This window comes from Nonomuraea sp. NPDC048901 (genome assembly GCF_040649695.1).
In the GTDB taxonomy this organism is placed as follows: Bacteria; Actinomycetota; Actinomycetes; order Streptosporangiales; family Streptosporangiaceae; genus Nonomuraea.
Map to the genome: position 1 here is coordinate 306,999 of NZ_JBEZFW010000010.1, position 24,494 is coordinate 331,492.

The following is a 24,494-nucleotide window of genomic DNA, read 5'->3' on the forward strand; positions in this document are numbered from 1 at the left end:
AAGTGAGACCCACGTGGTCCATGTACGCCCGTCCCTGATCGGACTCCAGTCCTACGTGCCGGGACGCAAGGTCCCCGGAGCCGTCGTCCTGGCCAGCAACGAATGTCCGTACGGTCTGCTGCCCAGCGTCGCCGCCCGGCTCGCCCGGCTGACCGGCGGCCTGTCCCGTTACCCGGACATGGGCGCCGGCCGCCTGCTCCAGGCGCTCGCCGACCACCACGGCGTGACCACCGACCGCGTCGCCGTGGGAGCGGGCTCCTCCGAAGTCTGCGGGCAACTGCTGCACACGGTGTCGGCGCCGGGCAGTGAGGTCGTCTTCGGCTGGCGGTCGTTCGAGGCGTACCCCATCCTGACCGCGGTGGCGGGCGGAACGGCCGTACCGGTGCCGCTGCGCGACCACGTCCAGGACCTTCAGGCCATGGCGGCGGCCATCACCGACCGGACCCGGCTGGTCTTCGTCTGCAACCCCAACAACCCGACCTCGACGCCCGTCGGCGAGAGCGCCCTGCGCGCCTTCATCGACCGGGTGCCCGAGCACGTGCTGATCGTCGTCGACGAGGCCTACCACGAATATGCCGATCCGTCCGTCGTACCGGACGCGCTCGCGCTCTTCGGCGACCGGCCGAACGTCGTCGTCCTCAGAACCTTCTCCAAGGCGTACGCGCTGGCGGGGCTGCGGATCGGTTATTGCGTCGGGGCGCCCGAGATCATCGCGCAAGTACGCAAGACGCAGACGCCGTTCAGCGTCAGCGCGCTCGCCCAAGAGGCGGCGGTCGCCGCGCTCCAGGAGCACGAGGAGGTCGCCAGGCGGGTCGCCCGCACGGTCGAGCAGCGCGAGCGCGTCACTCGTGAGCTCCGGGCCCTCGGCTATGACCTGCCCGCCTCCCAGGCGAACTTCGTGTGGCTGCCGCTCGGCCAGGACAGCACGGCCTTCGCCGACCACTGCCTCGCCAACGGGGTCATCGTCCGCGCCTTCTCCGGAGAAGGCGTCCGCGTCACCATGGGACTGCCGCAGGAGAACTCGGCCTTCCTCACCCTGGCCGAGACCTGGAGACCGGCCTTCACCTAGCCCATCCAGCTGATTGACAAGGTTGGGCGCGTCGCAGAACAGCCGGTCGGCCGGCACCACCGGCTCGAGCGGCTGATCCGTCGCGCCCTGAGGCTCGTAGTTTGCTTCGAGGCTCGAAGCTGTTACTTTGTTCCTTGCTTTGAGGTTCGAAGTAAATGGCGACACCGAGCACGAGGAAGCGATACGCCCATGTACAGGTACGCAGGCATCACCGCGCTCGTCACCGGCGCCTCGAAGGGTCTCGGCGTGGCGTACGCCCGTGAACTCGCCCGACGAGGGGCCGATCTCGTACTCGTGGCCCGCTCCGGCGACGCGCTGCGCCGGGTCGCCGACGAGATCCAGCAGGAGCACGGGGTCGACGTAACGGCCGAAGTGGCCGATCTCGCCGATCCCGACGGGGTGGCACGTCTGACCGCGGAACTCGACCGACAGGGCCGCACCATCGATCTTCTGGTCAACAACGCGGGCGCGGGCGCCATCGGCCCGTTTCTGAGCTCCTCGCTGCGGCGCAACGTCGACTCCGTCGAACTGAACGCCATCGCCCTGATGAGCCTGACCCACGTGCTCGGCAACCGCATGGCGGAGAGGGGGCGCGGCGGCATCATCAACGTGGCCTCCACGGCCGCCTTCCAGCCGATGCCGTACCAGGCCAGTTACGCGGCGACGAAAGCGTTCGTGCTGTCGTTCACCGAGGCGCTGGCCGAGGAGCTGCGCGGCTCCGGGGTGCGGGTCACGGCGGCCCACCCCGGAGCCACCGCCACGGCATTCTTCGACGCCACCTCCGCCACCATGAACCCGGCGTTCACCGACGCGCCGGAGGATGTCGCGGTCAAGACCCTCGACGCCTTCGCCAGGGGCGCCGTCAACTCCTACCCCGGGCGGGCGATCAACAGGCCGGCGACCTGGCTCTCCCGCGCGTTGCCCCGCACCACGGTCACGAGGTTGACCGGGAGCGTGAACCGGGCCATGGGGTTGCACCGCGCCCAGGACCTCGACGTCTCGTCGTGATCGCGTGCCCTTGAAGGCAGCGCCACATGCTGAGCGCTGAAGTGGCAACGTTCCGGTAACAAGCCGTTGACGTGGGAGTGGAGTTACCGGAGACTCCTGACTACGTAGTCAACGGCTCCCGGAGCGTGACCCATGCGCGATACAGGTCGCGGCCCCCGCCGCCCGGCCGGCAGCATGGACGTCGCGCGGCTGGCCGGAGTGTCGCAGAAGACCGTCTCCCGGGTGATCAACGGCGAACCCAACGTCCGCGAGCACCTGCGCGAGCGCGTGCTGCAGGCCGCGCGAGAGCTCGGCTACCGCCCCAACACGGCCGCGCGGGCGCTCATCAAGGGCAGATTCCACCGCATCGGGGTCGTCTCGCTCGGCAGCACCCTGTACGGCCCCGCCGCGACGCTGGTCGCGCTGGAGCGAGCGGCCCGCAGGACCGGTTACTCACTCAGCATCGTGTGCACCCTCGAAGGCGAGCCGGGCGGCATCAGCGCCGCCATCGACTCGCTGATCAGCCAGGGCGTGGACGGCATCGTGCTGTCGGAGCCCATAGACGAGGGACAGGACCTGGCCCTGGACCCGGACGTGCCGGTCCTGAGCTTCAACCAGCTGAGCCCGCCGTACGCCGACAACGGCGTGTTCATCAGCGGTGGCGGCGTCGCCGCCGGACGCGCGGCCACCGAGCACCTGCTGTCCCTGGGCCATGCCACCGTCTGGCATGTCGCGGGGCCGCAGCGCTGGTGGGCCGCGCGTGACCGGCTGGCCGGCTGGCGCGAAGCGCTGGCCGCGGCCGGCGTGCCCGAGCCGCCGGTCCTGGAGGGCGACTGGTATCCCGCGTCGGGCTACACCGCCGGCGTCGAGCTGGTCGCGGCCGGCGATGTGACCGCCGTGTTCGTCGCCAACGACGACATGGCGATAGGCGTCATGCGGGCGTTCAGCGAGGCCGGGCTGCGCGTGCCGGAGGACGTCAGCCTCGTCGGCTTCGACGACTCGCCGCACGCCGCCTACCTGGTCCCGCCCCTGACCACCATCCACAGCGACTTCGAGGGCGCCGCGGTCCGCGGCCTTCAGCTGCTGGTGGAGCGGATCGAGGGGGCCACGGGCCCGGCGGTGCTGGAGGAACCACCGGCCGAACTCATCCCGCGCGGCTCGACCGCGCCCCCGGAATCGAGGTGACCGGCTGACACCCTGACCCCTTCACAGCGTGCGCGCTCTGCGACGGCGCGCCGCTGACATGACCGAAGCCGGGGCGACCGTTTCGCCGACCCCCCGGCTTCGGCCTGCTCGGAGCTCGGACCTGCGACGTCCGGCTCCTTGTGCTCAACACACGAGAAATGAGTCTAGCAATGATCATCAACAAGCGGTGGCTCCCCGTACTGGCCGGGTTGAGCCTGGGCCTGAGCGCCTGCGCCGGAGGCGGCACGCCCGCCACCACCCCGGTGGCCCAGAACATCGGCCAAGCCGACATCGACAAGGCCATGAAGACGCCCACGGAGCTGACCTTCTGGACCTGGGTCCCGCAGATCGAGAAGGAAGTCGCGCTCTTCGAGAAGAAGTATCCGGCGATCAACGTGAAAGTCGTCAACGCCGGTCAGGGAGAGCCGCAGTACACCAAGCTTCGCACCGCGCTCAAAGCGGGCACCGGCGCCCCGGACGTCGTCCAGATCGAGTTCCAGTACATCCCCACCTTCACGATCACCGGCAGCCTCCTCGACCTGCGCCCGTACGGCGCGGCGGCGCTGAAGGACAAGTTCGTCGACTGGACCTGGTCCCAGGTCACCGGTAAAGACGGCGAGGTCTGGGCGATCCCGCAGGACTCGGGCCCGATGGGCATGCTCTACCGCAAGGACATCTTCGACAAGCACGGCATCGCCGTACCGAAGACCTGGGACGAGTTCGCCGCAGCGGCCCGCAAGCTGCACGCCGCCGATCCCGGCGTCTACCTGACCAACCTCGCCTCGAACCAGAACGGCGCCTGGATGGGCCTGCTGTGGCAGACCGGCGCCAAGCCGTTCGCGACGCCCGCCAGGGACCGCGTCACGGTCAACGTCAACGACGAGCACGCCCAGAAGCTCGCCTCCTACTGGGGCGGACTGGTCAAAGAGGGCGTGGTCTCCACCGACGCGGACTTCACCGATCAGTGGTACCAGTCGCTCAACCGGGGCAAGTACGCGACCTGGCTGACGGCCGCCTGGGCGCCCACGTTCCTGACCACCAGCGCCAAGGCGACCAGCGGGAAGTGGCGGGCCGCGCCGCTGCCGCAGTGGCAGGCCGGCCGGCAGGTCTCCGGCAACTGGGGCGGTTCGACCTCGGCGGTGACCAAGGGCACGAAGAATCCCATCGCCGCCGCGAAGCTCGCCGAGTTCCTCAACACCGATCCCGAGTCGACCAAGATGATGGCGACCCAGCAGTTCCTGTTCCCGCCGACCAAGGCGCTGCTGTCCGACCCGGCCTTCGTCGGGCAGCGGCCGGAGTTCTACGGCGGGCAGGCGGTCAACAAGGAGTTCGCCGCCATCAGCGACACGGTGTCCGCCGACTTCCCGTGGCCCCCCTTCCTCGACCAGGTCGTCAACGACTGGGACGAGACCGTCGGCAAGTCGCTGGGCGACAAGGGCGACGTCACCGCCGCCCTGGGCCAGTGGCAGTCACGGATCACGGCCTACGCCACGAACCAGGGGTTCAAGGTCGAATCGAAGTGAGCCCCGCCAAGAAGTGGACCGGCTGTCTCTTCGTCGCGCCGTTCCTCGTGGTGTTCGTCGCGATGCTGGTGGTGCCGCTGGCGTACGCCGCCTACCTCAGCCTCTACAAGGACCAGCTCATCGGCGGCACGGTGTTCGCCGGGCTGGACAACTACGTCCGCGCGCTGACCGACGCCCGGCTGATGGACGGCGTGTGGCGGATGACCAGGTTCTTCCTCACCCAGGTGCCGATCATGCTGGGGCTGGCGTTGTTCTTCGCGCTGGCCCTGGACAGCGGCGTGCTGCGGCTGGTGCGGCTCTTCCGGCTGGGCATCTACGTCCCCTACGCGGTGCCGAGCGTGGTGGCCGCCCTGATGTGGGGCTACATCTACGGCCCCTCCTTCGGGCCGCTCGCCCAGCTCGCCGACAAGCTGGGCATCTCCTCGCCGAACCTGCTCAGCGGCGACTTCGCCCTCGGCTCCCTGGCCAACGTCGTCACCTGGGAGTACACCGGCTACAACATGATCATCCTGTACGCCGCGCTGCGCGCCGTCCCGCCCAGCCTGTACGAGGCCGCGGCCGTGGACGGCGCCGGCGCCTGGCGTACCGCCTGGAGCGTGAAGATCCCGGCGATCAGATCCGCGCTGCTGCTGACCGTGATCTTCTCCCTCATCGGTAGCTTCCAGCTCTTCAACGAGCCGCAACTGCTCCAGCGGCTCGCGCCCAACGTCATCGACAGCTCCTACACGCCCAACCTCTACGCCTACTCGCTGGCCTTCACCAGCCAGGAGGTCAACTACGCGGCGGCGGTGTCGTTCCTGATCGGGCTGGTCATCGTCATCGCCTCCTACACCGTCCAGCTGGCCACCAACCGCCGGAGCAAGCCATGACCACCCTCACGGCCGGGCGCCGAGGCGGGAACGTCCTGACCCTGGCCATGATCGCCTTCCTCATCTACTTCCTGATGCCGCTGTTCTGGCTGTTCGTGGCGTCGACGAAGACGACGGGTGAGCTGTTCTCCAGCTTCGGGCTGTGGTTCGCCGGCGACTTCTCGCTGCTGTCCAACGTGCGCGCCACGCTCACCTACGGGGACGGCGTCTACGTCCGGTGGCTGCTCAACACCCTGCTCTACGCGGTGACCAGCGCCGGGGGCGCGGCGGTGCTCTGCGCCCTGGGCGGCTACGGCTTCGCCAAATACCGCTTCAAGGGGGACCGGGCCATGTTCGGGCTGGTCCTCGGCTCGATCATGGTGCCGACCACGGCGCTGGCCATCCCGACCTACCTGCTCTTCAGCAAGGTCGGGCTGGTCAACACCCCGTGGGCGATCATCCTGCCGTCGCTGGTCAGCCCGTTCGGGCTGTATCTCATGCGCGTGTACGCCGAGGACGCCGTCCCCGACAGCCTGCTGGAGGCGGCCAGGATCGACGGGGCCGGTGAGTTCGGCATCTTCTTCAAGGTGTCGCTGCGCCTGCTCATGCCCGGCGTGGTGACGGTGCTGCTGTTCACCCTCGTCGCCACCTGGAACAACTACTTCCTGCCGCTGATCATGCTGAACAACCCCTCGCTCTACCCGGTGACCGTGGGCCTGGCGTCCTGGTCGTCGCAGTCGGCGGCCGGCGGCGGTGCGACGGGTGACCTGCTCGCGCTGGTGGTCACCGGCTCGCTGCTGTCCATCGTGCCGCTCGTCGCGGCCTTCCTCCTGTTGCAGAAGTACTGGCAGTCCGGCCTCACCACCGGTGGGGTCAAGCAATGACCCGGATAGGAGAACGTGTGCTACCCGAGCAGGTGCTCTTCGGCGCCGCCTACTACCACGAGTACCAGCCGTACGAGCGGTTGAAGACCGACCTCGACCTGATGGCCGGGGCGGGCTTCTCGGTCATCCGCGTGGGCGAGTCCGTCTGGTCCACCTGGGAGCCGGAGAACGGCCGGTTCGAGCTGGACTGGCTGCGGCCGGTGCTCGACGGCGCGCACGAGCGCGGCATCCACGTCGTACTGGGCACCCCGACGTACGCCGTGCCCCCGTGGCTGGCCCGCCAGTACCCCGAGATCGCCGGGGAGCGGCGGACCGGCGAGCGCATCCCGTGGGGGGCCAGGCAGGAGGTCGACTTCACCCACCCCGCCTTCCGCTTCCACGCCGAGCGGGTGATCCGGGAGATCGTCGCCCGCTACGCCGATCACCCGGCGGTCATCGGCTTCCAGGTGGACAACGAACCGGGCCTGGAACTGCTCCACAACCACGGCCTCTTCCAGCGCTTCGTGGACCATCTGCGCCGCCTCTACGGCGACGTCGAGACGCTGAACCGTGAATGGGGCCTGGTCTACTGGTCGCACCGCCTGTCCACCTGGGCAGACCTGTGGACTCCCGACGGCAATATCCAGGCCCAGTACGACCTGGCCTGGCGCCGCTTCCAGGCCGACCAGACCGCCGAGTTCATCGACTGGCAGGCCGGCATCGTGCGGGAGTACTCGCGGCCCGGGCAGTTCGTCACCACCTGCATCTCCTACAACCGGCCCGCCCTGGCCGACGACCGGCTGACCCGCCACCTGGACGTCACCGCCGGTAACCCGTACTACGCGATGCAGGACGGCCTGGCCCTGCCCGACACCGGCGCCGGCCCGCAGGGCTGGACGACCAGCGGGACCTGGGCGCTCTACCACAGCGCCGACCGGATGTACTCCTCCCGCCAGGAGCCCTTCCTCGTCACCGAGACCAACGCGCAGGCGATCGGCGCCCCCTGGATGAACCGCCCCGCCTACGACGGGCAGTGGCGCCAGGCGGCCTACGCCCTGGTGTCGCGCGGGGCCGGCATGATCGAATACTGGCACTGGCACACGCTGCACTTCGGCGCCGAGACGTACTGGGGCGGCATCCTGCCGCACAGCGGCCGGCCGGGGCGCGTCTACCAGGAGATCGCGCGCATCGGAGCCGAGCTCAGGACCGCCGGGGACCTGATCGCGGGACTCACGCCGGACGCCGACATCACGATGCTCTACTCCGCGCCGAGCAAGTGGGCGCTGGAGTTCTACCCGCCGCTCGCCGACGGCCAGAGCGGGCCGGACCGGCGCTCGTACGAGGGCATCTTCGACCCGTTCTACCGAGGCGCCTTCGACGCGGGACTGCAGGTGCGGATCATGCACACCGGGCAGCTCACCGAGCAGGAGGCGGCGCACGCCGCCGGCCGGCATCCCGTCCTGGTCGTCCCCGCGCTCTACATCGCCGACGACGCCACGCTCGACTGGCTCGCCGCCTACGCCGCCGCCGGCGGTCACCTGGTGCTCGGACCGCGCACCGGCTACGGCGACCTGGAGGCGCGGGCCCGTACGGACGTCATGCCGGGCCGCCTCGCGGAGCCCGCCGGCATCTCGTACGAGGAGTTCGCCAACCTGGACGCCGACCTCCCGGTCCACGCGCCCGAGGGCTCGCCGCTGGCGCTTCCGCCCGGCGCGGCGGCCACGCGCTGGGCGGACGGGGTACGGGTGGATGGCGAGCGCTGGGCGGGCGAGGTGCGGGTGGAGACGGCGCGGGTGCTCGCCCGCTACGAGCACCCGCACTACGGCCGGTGGCCCGCCGTCACCAGCCGCGCCCACGGCGAGGGGCGGATCACCTACGTGGGGACCGTGCCGGACACCGTCCTGGCCCGCGCCCTGTTCGACTGGATTGTCCCGGCCGAGTCGTCGGGCTGGCGGTTCGGGGCCGCGAGCGTGACGTCCACGGGCGCCACCTCCCGGGACGGGCGGAAGGTCCGCTTTGTGCACAACTGGTCGTGGGATCCGGTCGCGGTCCGGCTGCCTGTGGCGGTGCGGGACGTACTCGATGGAAGTGACCACGAGGCCGGCGGGGAGCTGACGCTCGGACCCTGGGACGTGCGGATCCTCGTGGAGAGCTGACGCCACGGGGGGCGCCCGCCGTGCGGACGCCCCCCGTAGTTCGCTCAGCTCAGCACACGATGAAGATGCTCTGCCAGCCGACCGGCGTCCGCTGCTCCGCGTTGCGGTTGGAGGGCAGCTCGAAATGCATCACGCCCTGCGCGTTGGGCTGGTTGTACATGCGCCCGGACTGGCCGTCGCCGTACCACTTGTAGGACCCGTGGAAGGGGATGTTGGACACCCCGCACGCGTCGAGGACGACGGACCTGCCGGTGAAGCCCCGGCCTTCGTAGGCGATGTACTGCGAGGCGTAGGCGGCACTGGCGGTGAGGGCGATGATTCCGGCGGTCAGGGCGGGTACGAGGAGGATTCTCTTCACACTGCTCCTTGGTGCAAGTTTCCGCTGGGCGAGCCTGGCTCGCCGTAGGACGCCCTCCATCATGTACGGAAAGTAGTCGAGGAGACACTTACTGTGACGACAGGCTGTGGTCGCCACCGCCACGGGTTCAGCGCAGGTACGAGGCGCCGTTGAGGTCGAGCACCGTACCGCTGACGAACTCCGCCTCGGCCGAGGCGAGATAGCGCACCGCCGCCGCGACCTCCTGCGGCTGGGCGATCCGGCCGAACGGGCTCTGCGCCTCGACGCCGGCCCGGTTCTCCTCGGTCAGAATGGCGGCCGCCATGTCGGTCTCCACGAAACCCGGCGCCACCGAGGAGACCGCGATGCGGTGCGGGGCGAGCGCGATGGCCAGCGACTGACCCATCGCGGTCAGGCCGGCCTTGGCGGCGGCGTATCCCGGCGCCTGCGGCTCTCCCCGGTAGGCGCCGCGGGAGGCGACGTTGACGATGCGCCCGCCGCGCCCGCGCTCCACCATGTGCCGGGCCACGCACCAGGAGACGTTCGCGGCGCCGAGCAGGTCCACCTCGACGGTCCGGCGCCAGATTCGCTGCCAGGAGGCGTAGTCCACGGTCAGCGGATCGTGGAAGAGGTAGACGGCGGCGTTGTTCACGAGCACGTCGATGCCGTCGAGGGCGTCGATCGCCGCCGAGACGAACGCGGCGACGGCCTCCGGATCCGCTATGTCTCCCTGGACGACGGCGTGGCCATCGCCGTCGAGCGCGGATCTGACCTCCTCCGCCTCGCGGGGGGAGTCCCGGTGGTGGATCGCGACCCGGTCGCCGCCGCCGGCGAAGATCTTGGCGATCTCACGGCCGATCCCACGCGACGATCCGGTTACGAGCACGCCTCGACTGTCCACGATTGACCTCATTCCCAACAGATTCCGGCGGTACGCCGTCCAGACACGCTAGTGCGGGTCGCCGGACAACCAAGCTGCGGGGTGGATCCGCAGGAGAAGGCACAACGCCTCCGCCTCCTCGAAGGCGTTGTGCCGTTGGGCTGGGAGTCAGCAGGAGGCGAGCATGCTCTGTCGCAGGGGCTTGAGCCCAGCGTAGGTCAGGATCGGCTAGCGCTCAGTCGCCGGGTGAGGAACTGCTCGAACGTCAGCAGTTCCGGATGCCGACGGCGCAAGGCCACGATATCGGCCCGGTAACCCTCTTCAGCGAACCACTCGAACATGCGCTCATCGATCGGCAGTGCCTCGAACCTGGTCGGAGTGCCGGTGACGCGCTCATAGATCTCCGCGACCTCGGGGAAAGTGAGCTCGTCGCCGGCAAGTTCGATCTGCCGGCCGATGAACTGTGCGGGATTGTCGAAGGCGTCAGCGGCGAAGACCCCGATGTCGTCGGTGGCGATGAGCTGCATCGGCTTGTCCGGCTTGACCGGCAACGCCAGGAGCCGCTCGCCCACGGCGTTGGCGTAGTGGAGAAGGTTGTTCATGAAGAACACCGGCCGCAGGATGGTGGCGGGCACGCCGAGGGTCAGGACGTGCTGCTCGATCTCGGCCTTACTTTCGAAGTGGTCGATGCCGGTCTCGCGTTCGGCGCCGCCCACGGAGCTGTAGACCAGGTGAGCGACGCCGCTGTCGCGGGCGATGTCGGCCACGGTCTTGCCATGGCGGACCTCGGCGGCCAAGGTCTCGGGCTCGTAGGCCAGCGCCTGGACGCTGAACACGCCGTGCACGCCGCTCATCGCCTCGCGCAAGGAGCCGGGGTCGTCGAACTCGCCCTGGACCAGCTCCGCGCCCTGCTCGCGCAGCGCTTGCGCTGCGGGCTTACGCGGATCACGGACGAGCGCGCGGACGGCCCAGCCGCGAACCAGCAGCTCGCGGGCGGTGGCTCCGCCCTGGTTGCCGGTCGCGCCAGTGACGAGAACAACACGGGAAGCAGACATGGTCAGATAACCGCCTCTTACTCGGAGCGTTTTGCTCCGGGTAATGTAACTCGGAGCGAAGCGCTCCGCAATCGGTATCCTGTGGTCCATGTCCGACCCCGTGACTCGCCGCAAGCGAGGCCCGCAGGCCTTGGCGGCCCGCAACGACCACGCGCTGATCGAGGCCGCCCGCCACGTGTTCACCACTCAGGGATTCGATGCGCCCGTATCAGCCGTCGCCGAGCATGCGGGCGTGGGCATGGGCAGCCTGTACCGCCGCTACCGCACCAAGGAAGAACTCCTCCAACGGTTGTGCGTCGACTCGATGGAACGCGTCGCGGGCGCCGCCCAGGACGGCCTGGCTCACGAGGACCCCTGGCAGGGACTGGCCTCCTACATCCAGCAATGCGTGGCCTTCGGCTTCGGCATCCTGGCCCCGCTGGCCGGCGCCATCGAGGTCACGCCCGAGATGCGGCGCGCCAACCAGCGAGCCCAGCACCTGGCCGACGAACTCATCGCCCGCGCTCACCGCGCAGGAGTGCTTCGCACGGACGTGTCCACCATGGACATCTCCCTGCTCATCGGCCAGTTCAGCCGCACAGCCCCGCACCTGCCCGGGCACGGCGAAGAAGAGATCCGCTCCCGGCTGCTGGCCATCGCCCTGGACGGCTTGAAAGCCCACAACACCGGCCCGCTGCCCGGCAGACCACTCAGCGTGCAGCGCTACCAGGCCCTGTGGGAGACCTGACGAGCGCAACCTCTGACGACGGTAGGCGCTCTTGATGTCGGCACTTGCCGGCGATATGTTGCTCACGCCTCGACCAGGAGCTTCCGATCACATCTGCGCGGCGGGCACAGATACCAGGTGGTCGATGTCGACGTCGGAGGCGGCGGTCCAGGTCGCGCCGCGATTCTCAGGTAGGTGAAGCCGGCTCGGCCGGCCACCGCCGCCGAGGCGGTGTTCTCCGGATCCACCCTGATGACCGCTTGGGTCGCCCCGGCGGCTGCCGCGTGCAGGCAGGCCAGCCCCACCGCGCGGGTGGCGATGCCACGGCCGCGCCAGGCCGGGTAGAGCCCGTAGGCGAGATTGACCTGCCCGGGGACCAGATACGGCTGGTCGAACTGCACGTCGATCGTCCCCGCGAGGATTCCCTCTGAACGTATCCCGAACGTACGGACGGGCCCACCGGCCGCCCACTGCTCCAGACATCGGCGTATGTGCGTCTCGACCGTGGCCCGGGTCCCTGGTCCTCCGTTGAGCCAGCGCACCAGTTGGTCGTCTTCCCCGGCCAGGTGGGCGTCGATGTCATCCAGGCACAAGGGGGAGAGGGTGACCGTGCCGTCGGACAATCTCCAGCTCTCCCGCATACGGCGAGTCTTCGCCGACCCGTACGGGTCGCGCCACTGAATAATTGCCTGCCTGCCTGCCTGCCTCGGGAGGTTTCTCAGCTCGCGGGAGCGAAGTCGGCGAACCGTGGGGCGTGTGGCTCGTGGGGCACGCGTGCCGCCGTGGCGGCGAAGCTGATCGCGTGGTACCAGCCGCAGAGCATGAGGAGGTCGAGGAGTTGGCCGTCGTCCATGACCTCCGCGAGCCGGGCCCACAGTGCGTCGTCGATGTCGCAGCTGTCATGCAGGGCGTCGACGGCCTCGATCAGCAGGCGTTCTCGCGGGGACTCCCAGCACGGATCGCTGTGCGTCCCGTGCGTCACCGAGACGATCTGCGCGGTGGTCAGCCCGACCCGCTCGGCGAACATCGACACATGGACGCCCCACTCGTACTCGCAGCGGCACCGCGCACACGTACGGGCGATCGTGATCTCCCGCTCCCGCATGGTCAGCGTCAGCTGACGGCCCAGCTCGTAACGGCCCCATCCGTGCATCGCACCGGTCATCGGAAGATTGCGGGCGAACATCCGGAACAGCCCGATCGGCGGGACACCCGCCGGCATCATGCTCTCCAACTGCGCCCCGACTTCGGGCTCGTACGGCGGTTCCACCAGAGCTATGCGCGGCATCCACCCTCCCCCTGAGTGTTTCGGAAATCGAAACGGAACGTCCCGATGCTAATGTTTCGGAAATCGAAACGCAAGGAGGGGTATGTCGACGAATCGGACTCCGCTTCCTGGCCGGCCCGTTCGCGGCTCCGCGACCGGCCGGCCGCTGATGGCCGCCATGGACCTGCTGAGCCGACGCTGGGCGCTGCGGATCATCTGGGAGTTGCGAGACGGCCCGCTCGGCGCGCGCCCTCTGCTCGCACGCTGCGAAGGGCTTTCCTCTAGCGTCCTGTACCAGCGCCTCGACGAACTGACGACCGCCGAACTGGTCGCTCCCAGCCAGGCGGGCTACACGCTGACCGTCGTAGGGGCGTCGCTTGGCCCCGCCCTTCGGGAGCTCAACGTCTGGGCCGACACCTGGGCCGAGACCATCCACGCACGCTCACCTGAACAGCCCCACTGACCTGGCCGCCTGAGGCTCGGACGGGCGGCGGCGGGACCGTGCCTCAGGGGGCCAAGGCGCTGGAGGTGGGCGATGCCGGAGCGGTCGAGCCGCGGACGATCAGTTCGGTGGCGAGTTCCACGTGGTGGGAGTCGATCTTCTCGCCGGCCGCCAGGCGCAGCGCCGTGCGCAGGGCGACGCCGCCCATCTCGCGCAGTGGCTGGCGGACGGTGGTCAGCGGGGGTGAGGCCATCGGGGCGAGCTGGGTGTCGTCGAAGCCCACGACACTGAGGTCCTCGGGGATGCGCAGGCCGCGCGCCCGGGCGGCCTCCATGACGCCCAGGGCCATCTCGTCGTTGGCCGCGAAGATCGCCGTCGGAGCCTGGGCCAGGTCGAGCACCGCCGCGCCGGTGACCATGCCGTCCGGGTAGTGGAAGTGCCCCGTCTGTACATAGGCGGGCGGCACGGGCACTCCCTCGGCCTCCATGGCGGCGCGGTAGCCGTGCAGGCGGGCCTGGTTGCAGGCCGCGGACGCCGGGCCGCCGAGGTAGGCGATGCGCCGGTGCCCGAGGGAGAGCAGGTGCTGGGTCGCGGCGAAGCCGCCCGTGAAGTTGGTCGACCCGATGCTGGTCACGCGGACGCTGGGCAGGTTCAGCGGGTCGATCACGACCAGCGGCAAGTGGGCCCGGGACAGGGCGGTCAGTTGTGCCGAGGTCAGCTCGCTGGTCACGGCGATCAGCGCCCGCCGACCGGCGGAGATCAGGGAGCGGACCCACCCGGGGGTACGCTCCCTGCCCCTGCGGATGCTGATGACGACCCCGATGCCGACTTCGGCCCCGGCCTCGACCGCGCCTTGGATGATCTCGGCGGAGTACGCGGTCAGATCCGTGTCGAACTGCACCTCGATCGTGCCGACCCCGGTCGCCTCGGTCCGGCGCGGTGACGGCGCGACGTAGTCGTGCTGCTGCAGCAGGGACTGCACCAGGGAGCGGGTCGCCGGCGCGACGTCGCTGCGGCCGTTGAGCACCTTGGAGACGGTCGCGACGGACACGCCGGCCGAGGCCGCCACGGTGGCCAGCGTGGCCCGCCTAGGACTGACCGGCATCTCTGCCCTCCTGTTTCCCTGCGACTTTCCCTGTGACGGGTTCCCCGGCGACGGGGTCCCCAGCGACGGGTTCCCCGGTGACGGGTTTCCCGGCGACGGGGTCCACGTCCACGGGCGTGACGAGCCGCCGGTCGCGACCGACGACCCGCAGCGGGCCGGTCAGCCGGACGACGCCGCGGCACGGCAGGTCGGCGGCGGAGGTGCCGACGAGCACCTCGACGTCCCCGGGCTCGACGATCCGCCGCAGGTCCCGGCCGGTGAAGGCGGTCCGGTCAGCGTGTACGTGAAAGCGTACGCACGCACTCGTACCCGCCTCCAACCGGACCCGCGCGAACCCGGCCAGCTGCCGCACCGGCCGGGTGACCTGGGCGAGCACGTCGTGCAGGTACAGCTGGACGACCTCCTCGCCCGCCCGGCCACCGGTGTTGCGGACGCGGACCGACACCGTGAACTCCCCGTCCGTGGGCACCTCGGCGTCGCTGATGAGCAGGTCGCCGACCTCGAAGGAGGTGTAGGAGGTGCCGTAGCCGAAGGGGAACAGCGGAGTGGGATCGAGGTTGCTGATGCCGTGACTGTTGAGGCCCAGCGGCGGCTGCAGATAGGTGCCCGGCTGCCCGCCCGGCCGGCGGGGAATCTGTACGGGCAGCCTGCCGCCTGGCTGTACCCGGCCGGACAGCACCCCGGCGATGGCCGCCGCGCCCTCCTCACCGGGCATGAACGCCTGGACGAGCGCGGCGGCCCCGGCGTGCACCTCGCCCAGCGCGTACGGACGGCCCGAGACGACGACCACGACGACCGGCGTCCCCGTGGCGGCGAGCTCGGCCAGCAGGTCCTCCTGCACCCCGGGCAGCCGCAGGTCCTCGGCGTCGCAGCCCTCGCCCGAGGTCCCCTGCCCGAACAGGCCCGCGAGGTCGCCCACGACGGCCACGCACAGGTCCGCCGCGCGGGCCGCGGCCGTCGCGGCGGCGAAGCCGGATCGGTCCTCGCCTCGCACGTCGCAGCCGGGTGCGTGGACGATCTCGGTGTCCGGCAGCTCGGTCCGCAGGGCGTCGAGGACGCTGGGCGCCTCGAGGCCGAGCCCGAGGCCGGGGTGGCGGGGCAGGACGTGGTTGGGGAAGGCGTAGCAGCCCATGAAGGCGCGCGGCTCGGCCGCGGCGGGCCCGACGACCGCGACGCGGCGCAGCTCCTCCGCGCGCAGGGGCAGCGCGGTGCCGCCGTCGAGCAGGACGATGGACCGCTCGGCCATCTCGCGGGCCAGCGCCCGGTTGTCCGGCGAGTCCAGGTCCACCGTGGCCCCCGCGGACACCGAGCCCTCGGGCGTCCAGTCCTGGTCGAGCAGCCCCAGCTGGACCTTCTGCGTGAGCAGGCGGCGCGCCGCCCGCTCCACCAGGGCTTCGGGCAGCTCGCCCCGGCGTACCCGCTCCACCAGGTGCGGGCCGAAACCGAGGGTGTCGGGCAGCTCGACGTCTATGCCCGCGCTGAGCGCCAGGACGCCGGCCTCGTCGGTGTCGGCGGCGACCTCGTGCATGGTCGCCAGGAATGGCACGGCCCAGTAGTCCGAGACGACGGTCCCGGTGAATCCCCACTCCTCGCGCAGCAGGTCGGTCAGCAGCCAGGAGTCGGCCGCGGCCGGGACGCCGTCCACCTCGGAGTAGGAGTTCATCACCGAGCGCGCGCCGCCCTCGGCGATGGCCGTCTCGAAGGGCGGCAGGATCATGTCCATCAGTTCGCGGCGGCCCATCGGGACGGGACCGTGGTTGCGGGCCGCCCGCGCGGCGGAGTAGCCGGCGAAGTGCTTGAGCGTGGCGATGATCCCGGCGCTCTCCAGGCCGCGGACGTAGGCGGCGCCGAGCATCGAGACGAGATAGGGATCCTCGCCCATCGTCTCCTCGACCCTGCCCCAGCGGTAGTCGCGCACGACGTCCAGCACAGGGGACAGGCCCTGGTGCACGCCCACGGCGCGCATGTCCCGTCCGATGGCGGCGGCCATCCGCTCCACGAGGCCGGGGTCGAACGTGGCACCCCACGCGATGGCGGCGGGGTAGACGGTCGCGCCGTACGTCGTGAACCCGGTCAGGCACTCCTCATGGACCAGCGCCGGAATGCCGAGCCGGGACCGTTCGACGACCAAGCTCTGCAGGCGGACCACCTCCGCCGCACCCTCGGCGGCGGTGACCGGTCCGCTGCCGAAGACGCGGGTCAGGTGACCGAGCCCGTGGCGGCTCGCCTCCTCCAACGGGATGGTCCCGGACGCGGCGAACACGTCCTGCATCGGCGCCACATTGAGGGTCACGTCCGGGTCCGGATCGGGCTGGTCGGCCGGCCGGCTGTCATTGCCCACCCACCGGCTGCCGAGCTGGCCGACCTTCTCCTCCAGGGTCATCTCGGCAAGGAGGGCGTCGACCCGTTCGGCCACGGGGAGCGTCTGGTCCTGCCACGGGCGGAGAACCCGCGCCGCCGCGAGGGGCCGATCTACAGCCGTCATCTGCTGCTCTCCTTAGTGCCGCAATATTTCGCAATGTTTCGGCGCCGTCAAGTGATCTTTACGGGTCGTGCTTGCCGGGCGTTCCTGGGTCTTGACACGTCAACAGCCGAAATCTAGATTGACGGCCGCGCGGTCATTTCGCAAATGTTTCGAGAACCTACTTAAAAGGCGGATTGGGGGAGAGGCATCGGGGGGTGCTGCTCCACGACCGCCGGCCACCGCATCCGATGATCAACGAGCCGCGGCCCGCCCCCGGCATTCGAGTACGGAGATCAGCGTGGAGTCCAGGACAACGTCTCGCCGCACCTTCCTCAGCCTCTCGATGGGCCTGCCCCTGGGGGCCGCGCTCGCCGCCTGCGGCAGCTCCGGCCCCACCAAACCCGGTGCCAGCAGTGGTGGTGGTGGCGCCAAGGCCACCTACTGGTACCTGTCCACGCAGCCGCAGGAAGGCATCCGCACCGCCGCCATGGAGCGGTTCAACAAGGCCAACCCCAACGGCCAGATCGCCGGGACGACCTTCCAGAACGACGCCTTCAAGACGAAGATCAAGACGGCGATCGGGGCCGGCCAGGCGCCCACCATCATCTGGGGCTGGGGCGGCGGCGGCCTGCGCAGCTACGTCCAGGCCGGCCAGGTCGAGGACCTCACCTCGTGGTTCGGGCAGAACGCGGCGGTCAAGGACCGGTTGTTCCCGTCCTCGTTCGGGGCCGCGACGGTGGACGGCAAGATCTACGCGATGCCGTGCGAGACCGTGCAGCCGATCGTCCTGTACTACAACAAGAAGCTCTTCGAGCAGATCGGCGCCCAGCCGCCCCAGTCCTGGGGCGACATCATGGACCTGGTGCCCAAGTTCAACGCCAAGGGCATCGCGCCGTTCTCCCTCGGCGGGCAGTCCCGCTGGACGAACATGATGTGGCTGGAGTTCCTCTTCGACCGCATCGGCGGCTCCGAGGTGTTCCAGGCCGTGTTCGACGGTCAGAAGGACGCCTGGTCCAACCCGGCCGCCATCGACGCCCTGACCAAGATGCAGGAGCTGATCAAGGCCAACGGGTTCATCAAGGGCTTCTCCTCGATCACCGCGGACTCCAACGCCGACCAGGCGCTGCTGTACACCGGCAAGGCCGCGATGATGCTCCACGGCGGCTGGACGTACGGGAGCATGTCCAAGGACGGCGGCGACTTCGTCTCCGGTGGCAGCCTCGGCTACATGAACTTCCCGCCGGTCGACGGCGGTAAGGGCGACCCCAGCGACACGGTCGGCAACCCCGGCCAGTACATGTCGATCTCCTCCAAGGCGACCCCGGAGCAGAAGGAGATCGCCAAGAAGTTCTTCGCCTCGTTGCTCTCGGACGAGGAGATCAAGGCGTGGGTCGGGGCCGGCTCGGTGCCGATCGTCAAGGGCGCCGACAGCGCGTTCACCTCCTCCAAGGACGCGGAGTGGCTGAAGTTCGTCTACGGCATCGCCAGCAATGCCAAGACCTTCGCCCAGTCCTGGGACCAGGCGCTCAGCCCCACGGCGGCGGAGGTGCTGCTCGACAACATCGCCAAGCTGTTCCAGCTGTCGATCTCACCGCAGCAGTTCACCACCAACATGAACGCGGTCATCGGCAAGTGACCACCATTCCGACCTCCGCCGGACCAGGTCAGCCATCGGCCCGGGCGCGAGGGGGACGCAACCTCCCCCTCGCGTGGCTGACCGTTCCGGCGCTGGTGTTCTTCGTGGGCTTCGGGGTGATCCCGCTGATCGGGGTCCTCGCGCTCAGCTTCACCACCTGGGACGGCATCGGCGACATCCACTTCTCGGGCTTCACCAGCTGGCACGCCGTCCTCACCGACCCCGGCCTGCCGCACGCGCTGTGGGTGACGTTCCTGATCATGGCGCTGTCCTGGCTGGTGCAGACGCCGGCGAGCATCCTGCTCGGGGTGTTCCTGGCCGGGGCCCAGCGCTACCGCGCGGTGCTGTCGGTGCTGTACTTCATCCCGCTCCTGCTCAGCTCGGCGGCCATCGCCATCACCTACAAGGCGCTGCTCGACCCGAACTTCGGCCTCGGCGCCGGACTGAAGATCGAGCTGCTCAGCCAGGACTGGCTCGGCCGGCCCGGCCTCGCCCTCGGCGTCGTGGTCTTCGTGGTGTCCTGGCAGTTCATCCCGTTCCACTCGCTGATCTACCAGGGCGGCGTACGGCAGATCCCGAAGTCGATGTACGAGGCCGCGGAGCTGGACGGCGCCGGGCGGGTCCGCAAGTTCTTCAGCATCACCCTGCCGCAGCTGAAGTACACGATGATCACGTCCACGACCCTCGTGCTCGTCGGCTCGCTGACCTTCTTCGACCTGATCTTCGTGCTGACCGCCGGGGGTCCGGGCGACGCCACCCGGGTGCTCGCCCTGGACATGTACAAGCGGGGCTTCCAGGCCAACCTCATGGGCCCGGCCAGCGCGATCGCCCTCATCCTCGTCCTCGTGGGCCTCGCCCTGTCGCTGTTGCTGCGCCGGCTCGGCGGCGGCAAGGCCGACCACAGCCAGATGGAAGGGGCCTGACATGGGGACGACCCTGACAACACGCCCTGAGCGGACCAGCGCCCAGAAGCCCCGGCACGAACGCGACGCGCCCGCCCGGCACTGGAACTGGCTGGGCGGCGCGACCGGGTGGCTCTGGCTGGTCGTCGTGGTGGTGCCCATCTACTGGATCGTCATCACCAGCTTCAAGACGCAGAGCAACTACTACGCGATGAACCCGCTGGCGCCGCCGACCGAGCCGACCCTGGCCAACTACCGCATGGTCATCGAGTCCGACTTCATCCAGTACTTCGTCAACAGCCTCATCGTCACCGTCGGCGCGGTGATCCCTGCCGTCGGCGTCTCCTTCATGGCGGCCTACGCGATCGTACGGGGCTCCTCCTCCCGCCGGTTCATCCGGTCGGTCAACTCCCTGTTCCTCATGGGCCTGGCCATCCCGCTGCAGGCGACGGTCATCCCGATCTACCTGATCATCATCCGGCTGCACCTCTACGACACCCTGCTGGCGATGATCCTGCCGTCGATCGCCTTCGCGATCCCGCTGTCGGTGCTGGTCCTGTCCAACTTCATCCGCGACGTCCCGAAGGAGTTGTTCGAGTCGATGCGGATGGACGGCGCCACCGAATGGGGGACGCTCTGGCGCCTGGCCTTCCCGCTGTCCCGGCCGGCCGTGGTGACGGTGACGATCTACAACGCGCTGACGATCTGGAACAACTTCCTGCTGCCGCTGATCCTCACGCAAAGCCCGGACAAGCGGACCCTGCCGCTGGCGCTGTGGACCTTCCAGGGCCAGTACAGCATCAACGTGCCGGCGGTGCTCGCCTCGGTCGTCCTGACCACGCTGCCGATCCTGACCCTGTACGTGGTGGGCCGGCGCCAGCTCCTCAGTGGCCTGATGGCGGGCTTCAGTAAATAATCGCGTGGAATATCTCTTTTGGTTAATGAATCGCCCAATACACCATTCCGAATACTGACCGGGAAATGCGATAAACTCATCCCACCGAGGACATCTCGTGCGTTGGCACCCAGGTCAGCGTCGCCCACGGCGATCGACCGCTCACGGGTTTCTCCAGAGATCTGGACAGGGCACGCTGAGCTCGGACCTCGATGGGGGAATCATCATGACCATCACGCACGCCATACCGCTTCCCAGAGCCGGCGGAACATCCGCTCCGACCACGATCCAGGTGAGCGGTGAGATCGACATCTTCACCAGCAAGGAGCTCCGTCAGAACCTCGTGACGGCCCTGACGACGTGCACCGGCACGCTCATCATCGACCTGTCGGGGGTGTCGTTCTGCGACGCCACCGGCCTGGGCATCCTGGTCGGCATCCAGCACCGCGCCCGTGCCCAGGGCATCACGCTCGCGCTGGCCGGGCCCCGCCCGTTCATGCTCGCTCTCCTGCACATGTCCGGGCTGGACCGCAGCCTGCCGATCATGCTGTGACCCGTCCCCGCGTCCTGAGGTGATCGGAAATCGGTAACGGTCAGTCGGCGATGTAGCCGATCGACTGGACGTCGTACCCGCGAGTGACCGAGCCCTTGAGGTGCATCAGCAGGGCGCCGCCGTCGTAGGAATAGGCGCAGCTGTAGCCCTTCGGCTCCTTGGTGCAGCCCTGGAAGTAGTAGGTCACGCCCTTGGGGTCGTACTTGACTCGGAAGAGTCTGGCGACCGCCTGCTGAGAGGCGACCTCGAGGCCGAGGTTGCGGTCGCCCTTCTGCCACGCCGTGAGCAGCTGCTTGGCGGCCACCGCCGGCTTGGTCACGTGGCGCGACTGGTAGACCCGGGTGACCTTCGAGCCTGAGACGATCATGAGCAGGCCGTTGAGCCCGCCCGGTACCCGCACGCTGGTGTGGACGAACCGGCACGCGTTGCCGGCGCAGCCCGCGAACTCGTCGGGCGCGCGGTAGACGTAGGAGAAGATCGAATTCACCGCCGCGGGGGTGCCCACCTTCGCGGCCGCCGCGCGGTCGCGCCGCAGCCACGCGTGGAACAGCTTGTTGGACACCTTCGCCGGAGTGGCCGCCGGTGCCGCTGTGTTCTGGGTGGCGGCACCGGCCGCCGCCGGGGAGGATGTGACCAGCAGCGCGGCGACCGCGGTCGCCGCGCCGGCACCGAATAACCATCGTCGTGACATACCGGCGACGCTAACGAGAGCCGCTTGCACGCAGATTGACACCGGCTTGGCAGCGGGTGCGCGCCGCCGGTCGGCCAGGACCGTGGCTAACAGGACCGTGGCTAAAGGGCGGAAGACTCCTCCGTCACCAGGGCCCCGCTGGAGGTGTCGACCCGCATGTGCACCGGGCCGCTGATGAGCGACGGGTCCACGTGCAGCGTCCGCAGCGCGGCGTAGTCCAGCCCGCGATCCCTGGCCAGCGCGAGCGCCCGCTCGGCGACCACGCTCTCCGGCGTCTCCTCGACGCCCTCCATGTCCACGACGTGATGGACGTGCTGTATCACGCCGTCGGCGTCATACAGGACGCAGCTCTTGACGTAGGCGACCCGACCGCCGCCCGTTGACCTGAATTCCATCTCTCACCCCCAGAAGTCGAGCCGCGCGAGCAGCCAGCCGGTCTGATCCGTGCCCGTGGCGATCGCCAGAGTGACGCTGCTGACGCGGTCGAAGACCAGCGGCGGCCACGAGGGCCACTCGCCGAAGTCCACGTCCTGATCGGCGCCGGAGTCGAGCCTGCGCCGGAAGTGCTTGATCCCCGCGTACTGCGTCCCGCCCCCGGTCGCGCCGTACAGCGAGACCGACGTGCCGACCAGCGCCGGGGGAAGGTTGACATCGACCGTGTGGTAACCGTTTCCCCAGGCGGAGAACCAATGCCAGTCGATTCGAGTGACGGCCATCGCGCCCCCTCTCTCTTGGTTGTGCCGTTAAGCCAAGAGTGAGGAGGAATGGGGCGCCGCACCTGAGTAGTCCCCTACCCATTCGGGCGTCAGGAGTGGACGGCGCGGATCTCCGTGACGATGAACTCGTCGACGATGTGCTGGTTCTGCAGCAGGAACCCGACCATGCCCGCCACCGCCTCCGCGCCCAGTTCGGCGCGTATCTGCCCGCTCAGCAGGTAGACCAGGGGGGTCGAGGGCTGGTCCAGCGCGAAGCGGCGGCCGTGGCGGTGTACGTCGTGCAGGGTCCTGATCGGGATCGGCCGCGCCGAGGTGAACCAGACCGCGACCTCCCACAACGGCAACGCCGGATCGGCGTCGGCCGAGACCTCGTAGCAGGTGACGCAGCCGTGCCCGGCGTGCTGCCCGTGCGGGCAGGTCCACTGGGCGATGTCGGCCCGGCTCTGGTCGTGGCTGCTGAGGATCGCCGCCTCCGTCACGCGCCGGCGCGCCGATCGCCGTGGGCCCTCGGACGAGGGAAAGTAGTCGTTGACGATGATCGGGTCCCTTCTCTCCCACATTTCCGATCTATTGAGCCTAGCTCCCACGCGACGCTCCGCGACGACCCCGCGCCCGACGGTCGCCCGTCGCCGGTCAGCCGCACCACCCGCCGACCGCCAAGCCCGTTATGCACCAAAGGCGGCCCAGAAGGGCATCCGAGGGCCATTTCAAGGAGGTTGCCTTAATAAAGCAGCCGACTTAAGGTGAGTGCGATCAGGTTCCCGAACTGGAGGGCACGATGACTGCTGAGGCGATTCCTGACTATCCCTTCACCCGGGCCACGGCTCTGGAGCCGCCCGCGGAGCTGGCGGAGCTGCGCGAGCAGTGCCCTGTCGCGCACGTCCGGCTGCCCAGCGGCGACGTGGCCGGGCTGGTGACCCGGTACGACGACGCCCGTGCGGTGATCTCGGACCCGCGGTTCAGCCGCAACCTCGCCCGTGAGGGCGCCGCCCGCATGTCCACCACGAAGGACGGCGGCCTGTTCAGCCGGCGCCGGATGGGCAGCGAGAACATCAGCGAGGGGGAGGGGCACCTGCGATGGCGGCGGCTGCTCAGCCGCTGGTTCACGGTCCGGCGGATGGAGGTGTGGCGCCCCAGGATCCAGGCGATGACCGACGACCTGGTGGACGGCCTCGTGGCCAAGGGCTCCCCGGCGAACCTGTCGGCCGGGCTGGGACTGCCGCTTCCGGTGCGCGTCATCTGTGCGCTGGTCGGCGCGCCCAGCGAGGACCAGGACAAGTTCGCCCACTGGTCGCGCACCATGCTGACCCTGACGCGTAACACCCAGGAGGAGGTCGACCAGGCGTACGAGGAGTTCAACGCCTACGTCTCCGACCTGATCGACCGCAACCGGGCCAACCCGGGCGACGACCTGCTCAGCGAGCTGACGCAGATCACCGACAGCGAGGACGGCCGCCTCAGCCACGCCGAGCTGATCGCCACTGTGCGCGGGCTGCTGCTGGCCGGGCACGAGACCACGTCGAACATGATCGCCATCATGGCGGCGATGGTGCTCTCCGAGCGGGAGCGCTTCGAGGCGGTGATCGACGACCCCGAGCTGATCCAGGGCACGGTCGAGGAGGTCCTCCGCATGGACAGCACGCTCTCGGCGATCGGCGTGCCCAGGTTCATCACCGAGGACGTCGAGCTGAGCGGCGTGACGGTGCCCGCGGGGACGACGCTGATCCCCAGCGCGCCCTCCGCCAACCGGGACCCGCGCAAGTTCCCCGACCCCGAGCGGTTCGACCCGCGCCGGCAGGCCAACCAGCACCTCACCTTCGGCGCGGGGCCGCACTTCTGCATCGGCCAGCCCCTGGCCAGGATGGAGCTTCAGGTCGTGCTGGGCACGCTGGCCCAGCGGCTGCCGAGCCTGCGGCTGCGGGATGCCCCAGACGAGCTCAAGCTCCGTACCGGAGGGCTCTCCGGCGGGCTGCAGGACGTCTGGGTCACGTGGTAGGTGGAGGGTCCGTCATGAAGGTGATCGCCGACCAGGACCTGTGTTGCGCCAGCGGGATGTGCGTGATGACCGCCGACCAGGTCTTCGACCAGCGCGAGGAGGACGGTGTCGTCGTCGTGCTGGTCGAGGCGCCCCCGCCGGAGCAGCATGAGGCGGTGCGCGTCGCGGCCGCGGGCTGCCCCGCCTCGGCCATCCGCCTCCTGGAGTGACATCCGCCC

Annotated in this window: 26 protein-coding genes; 15 read left to right on the forward strand and 11 right to left on the reverse strand. The window is 69.4% G+C overall.

Annotation, left to right across the window (positions count from 1 at the left end):
- Nucleotides 1-13: 13 nt before the first annotated feature.
- From hisC to AB0C30_RS33385, 7 genes are all read left to right on the forward strand, one after another.
- Entirely contained in the window at nucleotides 14-1,069 is a 1,056-nt protein-coding gene (gene hisC / locus AB0C30_RS33355; protein ID WP_357952091.1) for a histidinol-phosphate transaminase, read from the forward strand.
- A gap of 189 nt (nucleotides 1,070-1,258) precedes the next feature.
- On the forward strand, nucleotides 1,259-2,077 hold the full coding sequence (locus tag AB0C30_RS33360; protein WP_357952092.1) for an SDR family oxidoreductase: 819 nt from the start codon (nucleotides 1,259-1,261) through the stop codon (nucleotides 2,075-2,077).
- Between the two features lie 132 nt (nucleotides 2,078-2,209).
- Nucleotides 2,210-3,241, forward strand: coding sequence for a LacI family DNA-binding transcriptional regulator (locus AB0C30_RS33365; protein ID WP_357952093.1), 1,032 nt, complete (start codon nucleotides 2,210-2,212; stop codon nucleotides 3,239-3,241).
- Nucleotides 3,242-3,411: 170 nt separating this feature from the next.
- The gene (locus tag AB0C30_RS33370) at nucleotides 3,412-4,764 is read left to right on the forward strand and encodes a sugar ABC transporter substrate-binding protein (protein WP_357952094.1); all 1,353 of its coding nucleotides are present in this window, start codon (nucleotides 3,412-3,414) and stop codon (nucleotides 4,762-4,764) included.
- The gene (locus AB0C30_RS33375; RefSeq protein ID WP_357952095.1) at nucleotides 4,761-5,633 is read left to right on the forward strand and encodes a sugar ABC transporter permease; all 873 of its coding nucleotides are present in this window, start codon (nucleotides 4,761-4,763) and stop codon (nucleotides 5,631-5,633) included. Before AB0C30_RS33370 ends, AB0C30_RS33375 begins: the two co-directional genes overlap by 4 nt.
- A complete protein-coding gene (locus AB0C30_RS33380; protein WP_357952096.1) occupies nucleotides 5,630-6,496 on the forward strand; it encodes a carbohydrate ABC transporter permease in 867 nt (288 codons plus the stop codon). The genes AB0C30_RS33375 and AB0C30_RS33380 overlap by 4 nt, the downstream gene beginning before the upstream one ends.
- Before the next feature lie 17 nt (nucleotides 6,497-6,513).
- A complete protein-coding gene (locus AB0C30_RS33385; protein WP_357952097.1) occupies nucleotides 6,514-8,631 on the forward strand; it encodes a beta-galactosidase in 2,118 nt (705 codons plus the stop codon).
- A gap of 49 nt (nucleotides 8,632-8,680) precedes the next feature.
- Here the strand turns inward: AB0C30_RS33385 and AB0C30_RS33390 are convergent, their stop codons facing one another.
- From AB0C30_RS33390 to AB0C30_RS33400, 3 genes are all read right to left on the reverse strand, one after another.
- A complete protein-coding gene (locus AB0C30_RS33390; RefSeq protein ID WP_225291077.1) occupies nucleotides 8,681-8,989 on the reverse strand; it encodes a MiAMP1 family antimicrobial peptide in 309 nt (102 codons plus the stop codon).
- A 127-nt stretch (nucleotides 8,990-9,116) separates the two neighbouring features.
- Nucleotides 9,117-9,869 carry an SDR family oxidoreductase gene (locus AB0C30_RS33395; RefSeq protein WP_357952098.1) on the reverse strand — a complete coding sequence of 251 codons (753 nt, stop codon included), beginning with the start codon at nucleotides 9,867-9,869 and terminating at the stop codon, nucleotides 9,117-9,119.
- Between the two features lie 197 nt (nucleotides 9,870-10,066).
- Nucleotides 10,067-10,903 (reverse strand): NmrA/HSCARG family protein, encoded by an 837-nt coding sequence (locus AB0C30_RS33400; RefSeq protein WP_357952099.1) that lies wholly within the window; start codon nucleotides 10,901-10,903, stop codon nucleotides 10,067-10,069.
- Between the two features lie 88 nt (nucleotides 10,904-10,991).
- Between AB0C30_RS33400 and AB0C30_RS33405 the strand changes: the two genes are divergently transcribed.
- Nucleotides 10,992-11,630: a helix-turn-helix domain-containing protein gene (locus tag AB0C30_RS33405; protein WP_357952100.1), complete on the forward strand. Its 639-nt coding sequence runs from the start codon at nucleotides 10,992-10,994 to the stop codon at nucleotides 11,628-11,630.
- A 62-nt stretch (nucleotides 11,631-11,692) separates the two neighbouring features.
- Here AB0C30_RS33405 and AB0C30_RS33410 read toward each other — a convergent pair whose 3' ends face one another.
- A complete protein-coding gene (locus AB0C30_RS33410; protein ID WP_357952101.1) occupies nucleotides 11,693-12,250 on the reverse strand; it encodes a GNAT family N-acetyltransferase in 558 nt (185 codons plus the stop codon).
- A 77-nt stretch (nucleotides 12,251-12,327) separates the two neighbouring features.
- Complete coding sequence (locus AB0C30_RS33415) at nucleotides 12,328-12,897, reverse strand: carboxymuconolactone decarboxylase family protein (RefSeq protein WP_357952102.1); 570 nt, start codon at nucleotides 12,895-12,897, stop codon at nucleotides 12,328-12,330.
- 82 nt (nucleotides 12,898-12,979) lie between these two features.
- Here AB0C30_RS33415 and AB0C30_RS33420 point away from each other — a divergent pair, with 82 nt between their 5' ends.
- Entirely contained in the window at nucleotides 12,980-13,339 is a 360-nt protein-coding gene (locus AB0C30_RS33420) for a helix-turn-helix domain-containing protein (protein ID WP_357952103.1), read from the forward strand.
- Between the two features lie 43 nt (nucleotides 13,340-13,382).
- Here the strand turns inward: AB0C30_RS33420 and AB0C30_RS33425 are convergent, their stop codons facing one another.
- Nucleotides 13,383-14,423, reverse strand: coding sequence for a substrate-binding domain-containing protein (locus AB0C30_RS33425; RefSeq protein ID WP_357952104.1), 1,041 nt, complete (start codon nucleotides 14,421-14,423; stop codon nucleotides 13,383-13,385).
- Nucleotides 14,407-16,908 carry a glycoside hydrolase family 3 N-terminal domain-containing protein gene (locus AB0C30_RS33430; RefSeq protein ID WP_357952105.1) on the reverse strand — a complete coding sequence of 834 codons (2,502 nt, stop codon included), beginning with the start codon at nucleotides 16,906-16,908 and terminating at the stop codon, nucleotides 14,407-14,409. The genes AB0C30_RS33425 and AB0C30_RS33430 overlap by 17 nt, the downstream gene beginning before the upstream one ends.
- A 277-nt stretch (nucleotides 16,909-17,185) precedes the next feature.
- Here AB0C30_RS33430 and AB0C30_RS33435 point away from each other — a divergent pair, with 277 nt between their 5' ends.
- The 4 genes from AB0C30_RS33435 to AB0C30_RS33450 all read left to right on the forward strand — a co-directional run bounded on the left by AB0C30_RS33435 (nucleotide 17,186) and on the right by AB0C30_RS33450 (nucleotide 20,873).
- Nucleotides 17,186-18,523 (forward strand): extracellular solute-binding protein, encoded by a 1,338-nt coding sequence (locus AB0C30_RS33435; protein WP_357952106.1) that lies wholly within the window; start codon nucleotides 17,186-17,188, stop codon nucleotides 18,521-18,523.
- Entirely contained in the window at nucleotides 18,520-19,446 is a 927-nt protein-coding gene (locus AB0C30_RS33440) for a sugar ABC transporter permease (RefSeq protein WP_357952107.1), read from the forward strand. Before AB0C30_RS33435 ends, AB0C30_RS33440 begins: the two co-directional genes overlap by 4 nt.
- Nucleotide 19,447: 1 nt before the next feature.
- The gene (locus AB0C30_RS33445) at nucleotides 19,448-20,341 is read left to right on the forward strand and encodes a carbohydrate ABC transporter permease (protein ID WP_357952108.1); all 894 of its coding nucleotides are present in this window, start codon (nucleotides 19,448-19,450) and stop codon (nucleotides 20,339-20,341) included.
- 205 nt (nucleotides 20,342-20,546) lie between these two features.
- Nucleotides 20,547-20,873, forward strand: a complete 327-nt coding sequence (locus tag AB0C30_RS33450) for an STAS domain-containing protein (protein WP_357952109.1) — start codon at nucleotides 20,547-20,549, stop codon at nucleotides 20,871-20,873.
- A 40-nt stretch (nucleotides 20,874-20,913) separates the two neighbouring features.
- Here AB0C30_RS33450 and AB0C30_RS33455 read toward each other — a convergent pair whose 3' ends face one another.
- The 4 genes from AB0C30_RS33455 to AB0C30_RS33470 all read right to left on the reverse strand — a co-directional run bounded on the left by AB0C30_RS33455 (nucleotide 20,914) and on the right by AB0C30_RS33470 (nucleotide 22,840).
- Nucleotides 20,914-21,564: a hypothetical protein gene (locus AB0C30_RS33455; protein WP_357952110.1), complete on the reverse strand. Its 651-nt coding sequence runs from the start codon at nucleotides 21,562-21,564 to the stop codon at nucleotides 20,914-20,916.
- Nucleotides 21,565-21,665: 101 nt separating this feature from the next.
- Nucleotides 21,666-21,959 carry a hypothetical protein gene (locus AB0C30_RS33460; protein WP_357952111.1) on the reverse strand — a complete coding sequence of 98 codons (294 nt, stop codon included), beginning with the start codon at nucleotides 21,957-21,959 and terminating at the stop codon, nucleotides 21,666-21,668.
- A 3-nt stretch (nucleotides 21,960-21,962) separates the two neighbouring features.
- The gene (locus AB0C30_RS33465; protein ID WP_357952112.1) at nucleotides 21,963-22,280 is read right to left on the reverse strand and encodes a hypothetical protein; all 318 of its coding nucleotides are present in this window, start codon (nucleotides 22,278-22,280) and stop codon (nucleotides 21,963-21,965) included.
- Between the two features lie 89 nt (nucleotides 22,281-22,369).
- Nucleotides 22,370-22,840, reverse strand: a complete 471-nt coding sequence (locus AB0C30_RS33470; RefSeq protein ID WP_357952113.1) for a hypothetical protein — start codon at nucleotides 22,838-22,840, stop codon at nucleotides 22,370-22,372.
- Between the two features lie 218 nt (nucleotides 22,841-23,058).
- Between AB0C30_RS33470 and AB0C30_RS33475 the strand changes: the two genes are divergently transcribed.
- Both AB0C30_RS33475 and AB0C30_RS33480 read left to right on the forward strand, forming a co-directional pair.
- The gene (locus tag AB0C30_RS33475; protein ID WP_357952114.1) at nucleotides 23,059-24,276 is read left to right on the forward strand and encodes a cytochrome P450; all 1,218 of its coding nucleotides are present in this window, start codon (nucleotides 23,059-23,061) and stop codon (nucleotides 24,274-24,276) included.
- Between the two features lie 14 nt (nucleotides 24,277-24,290).
- Nucleotides 24,291-24,485, forward strand: a complete 195-nt coding sequence (locus AB0C30_RS33480) for a ferredoxin (RefSeq protein WP_357952115.1) — start codon at nucleotides 24,291-24,293, stop codon at nucleotides 24,483-24,485.
- The last annotated feature ends 9 nt before the right edge of the window (nucleotides 24,486-24,494 follow it).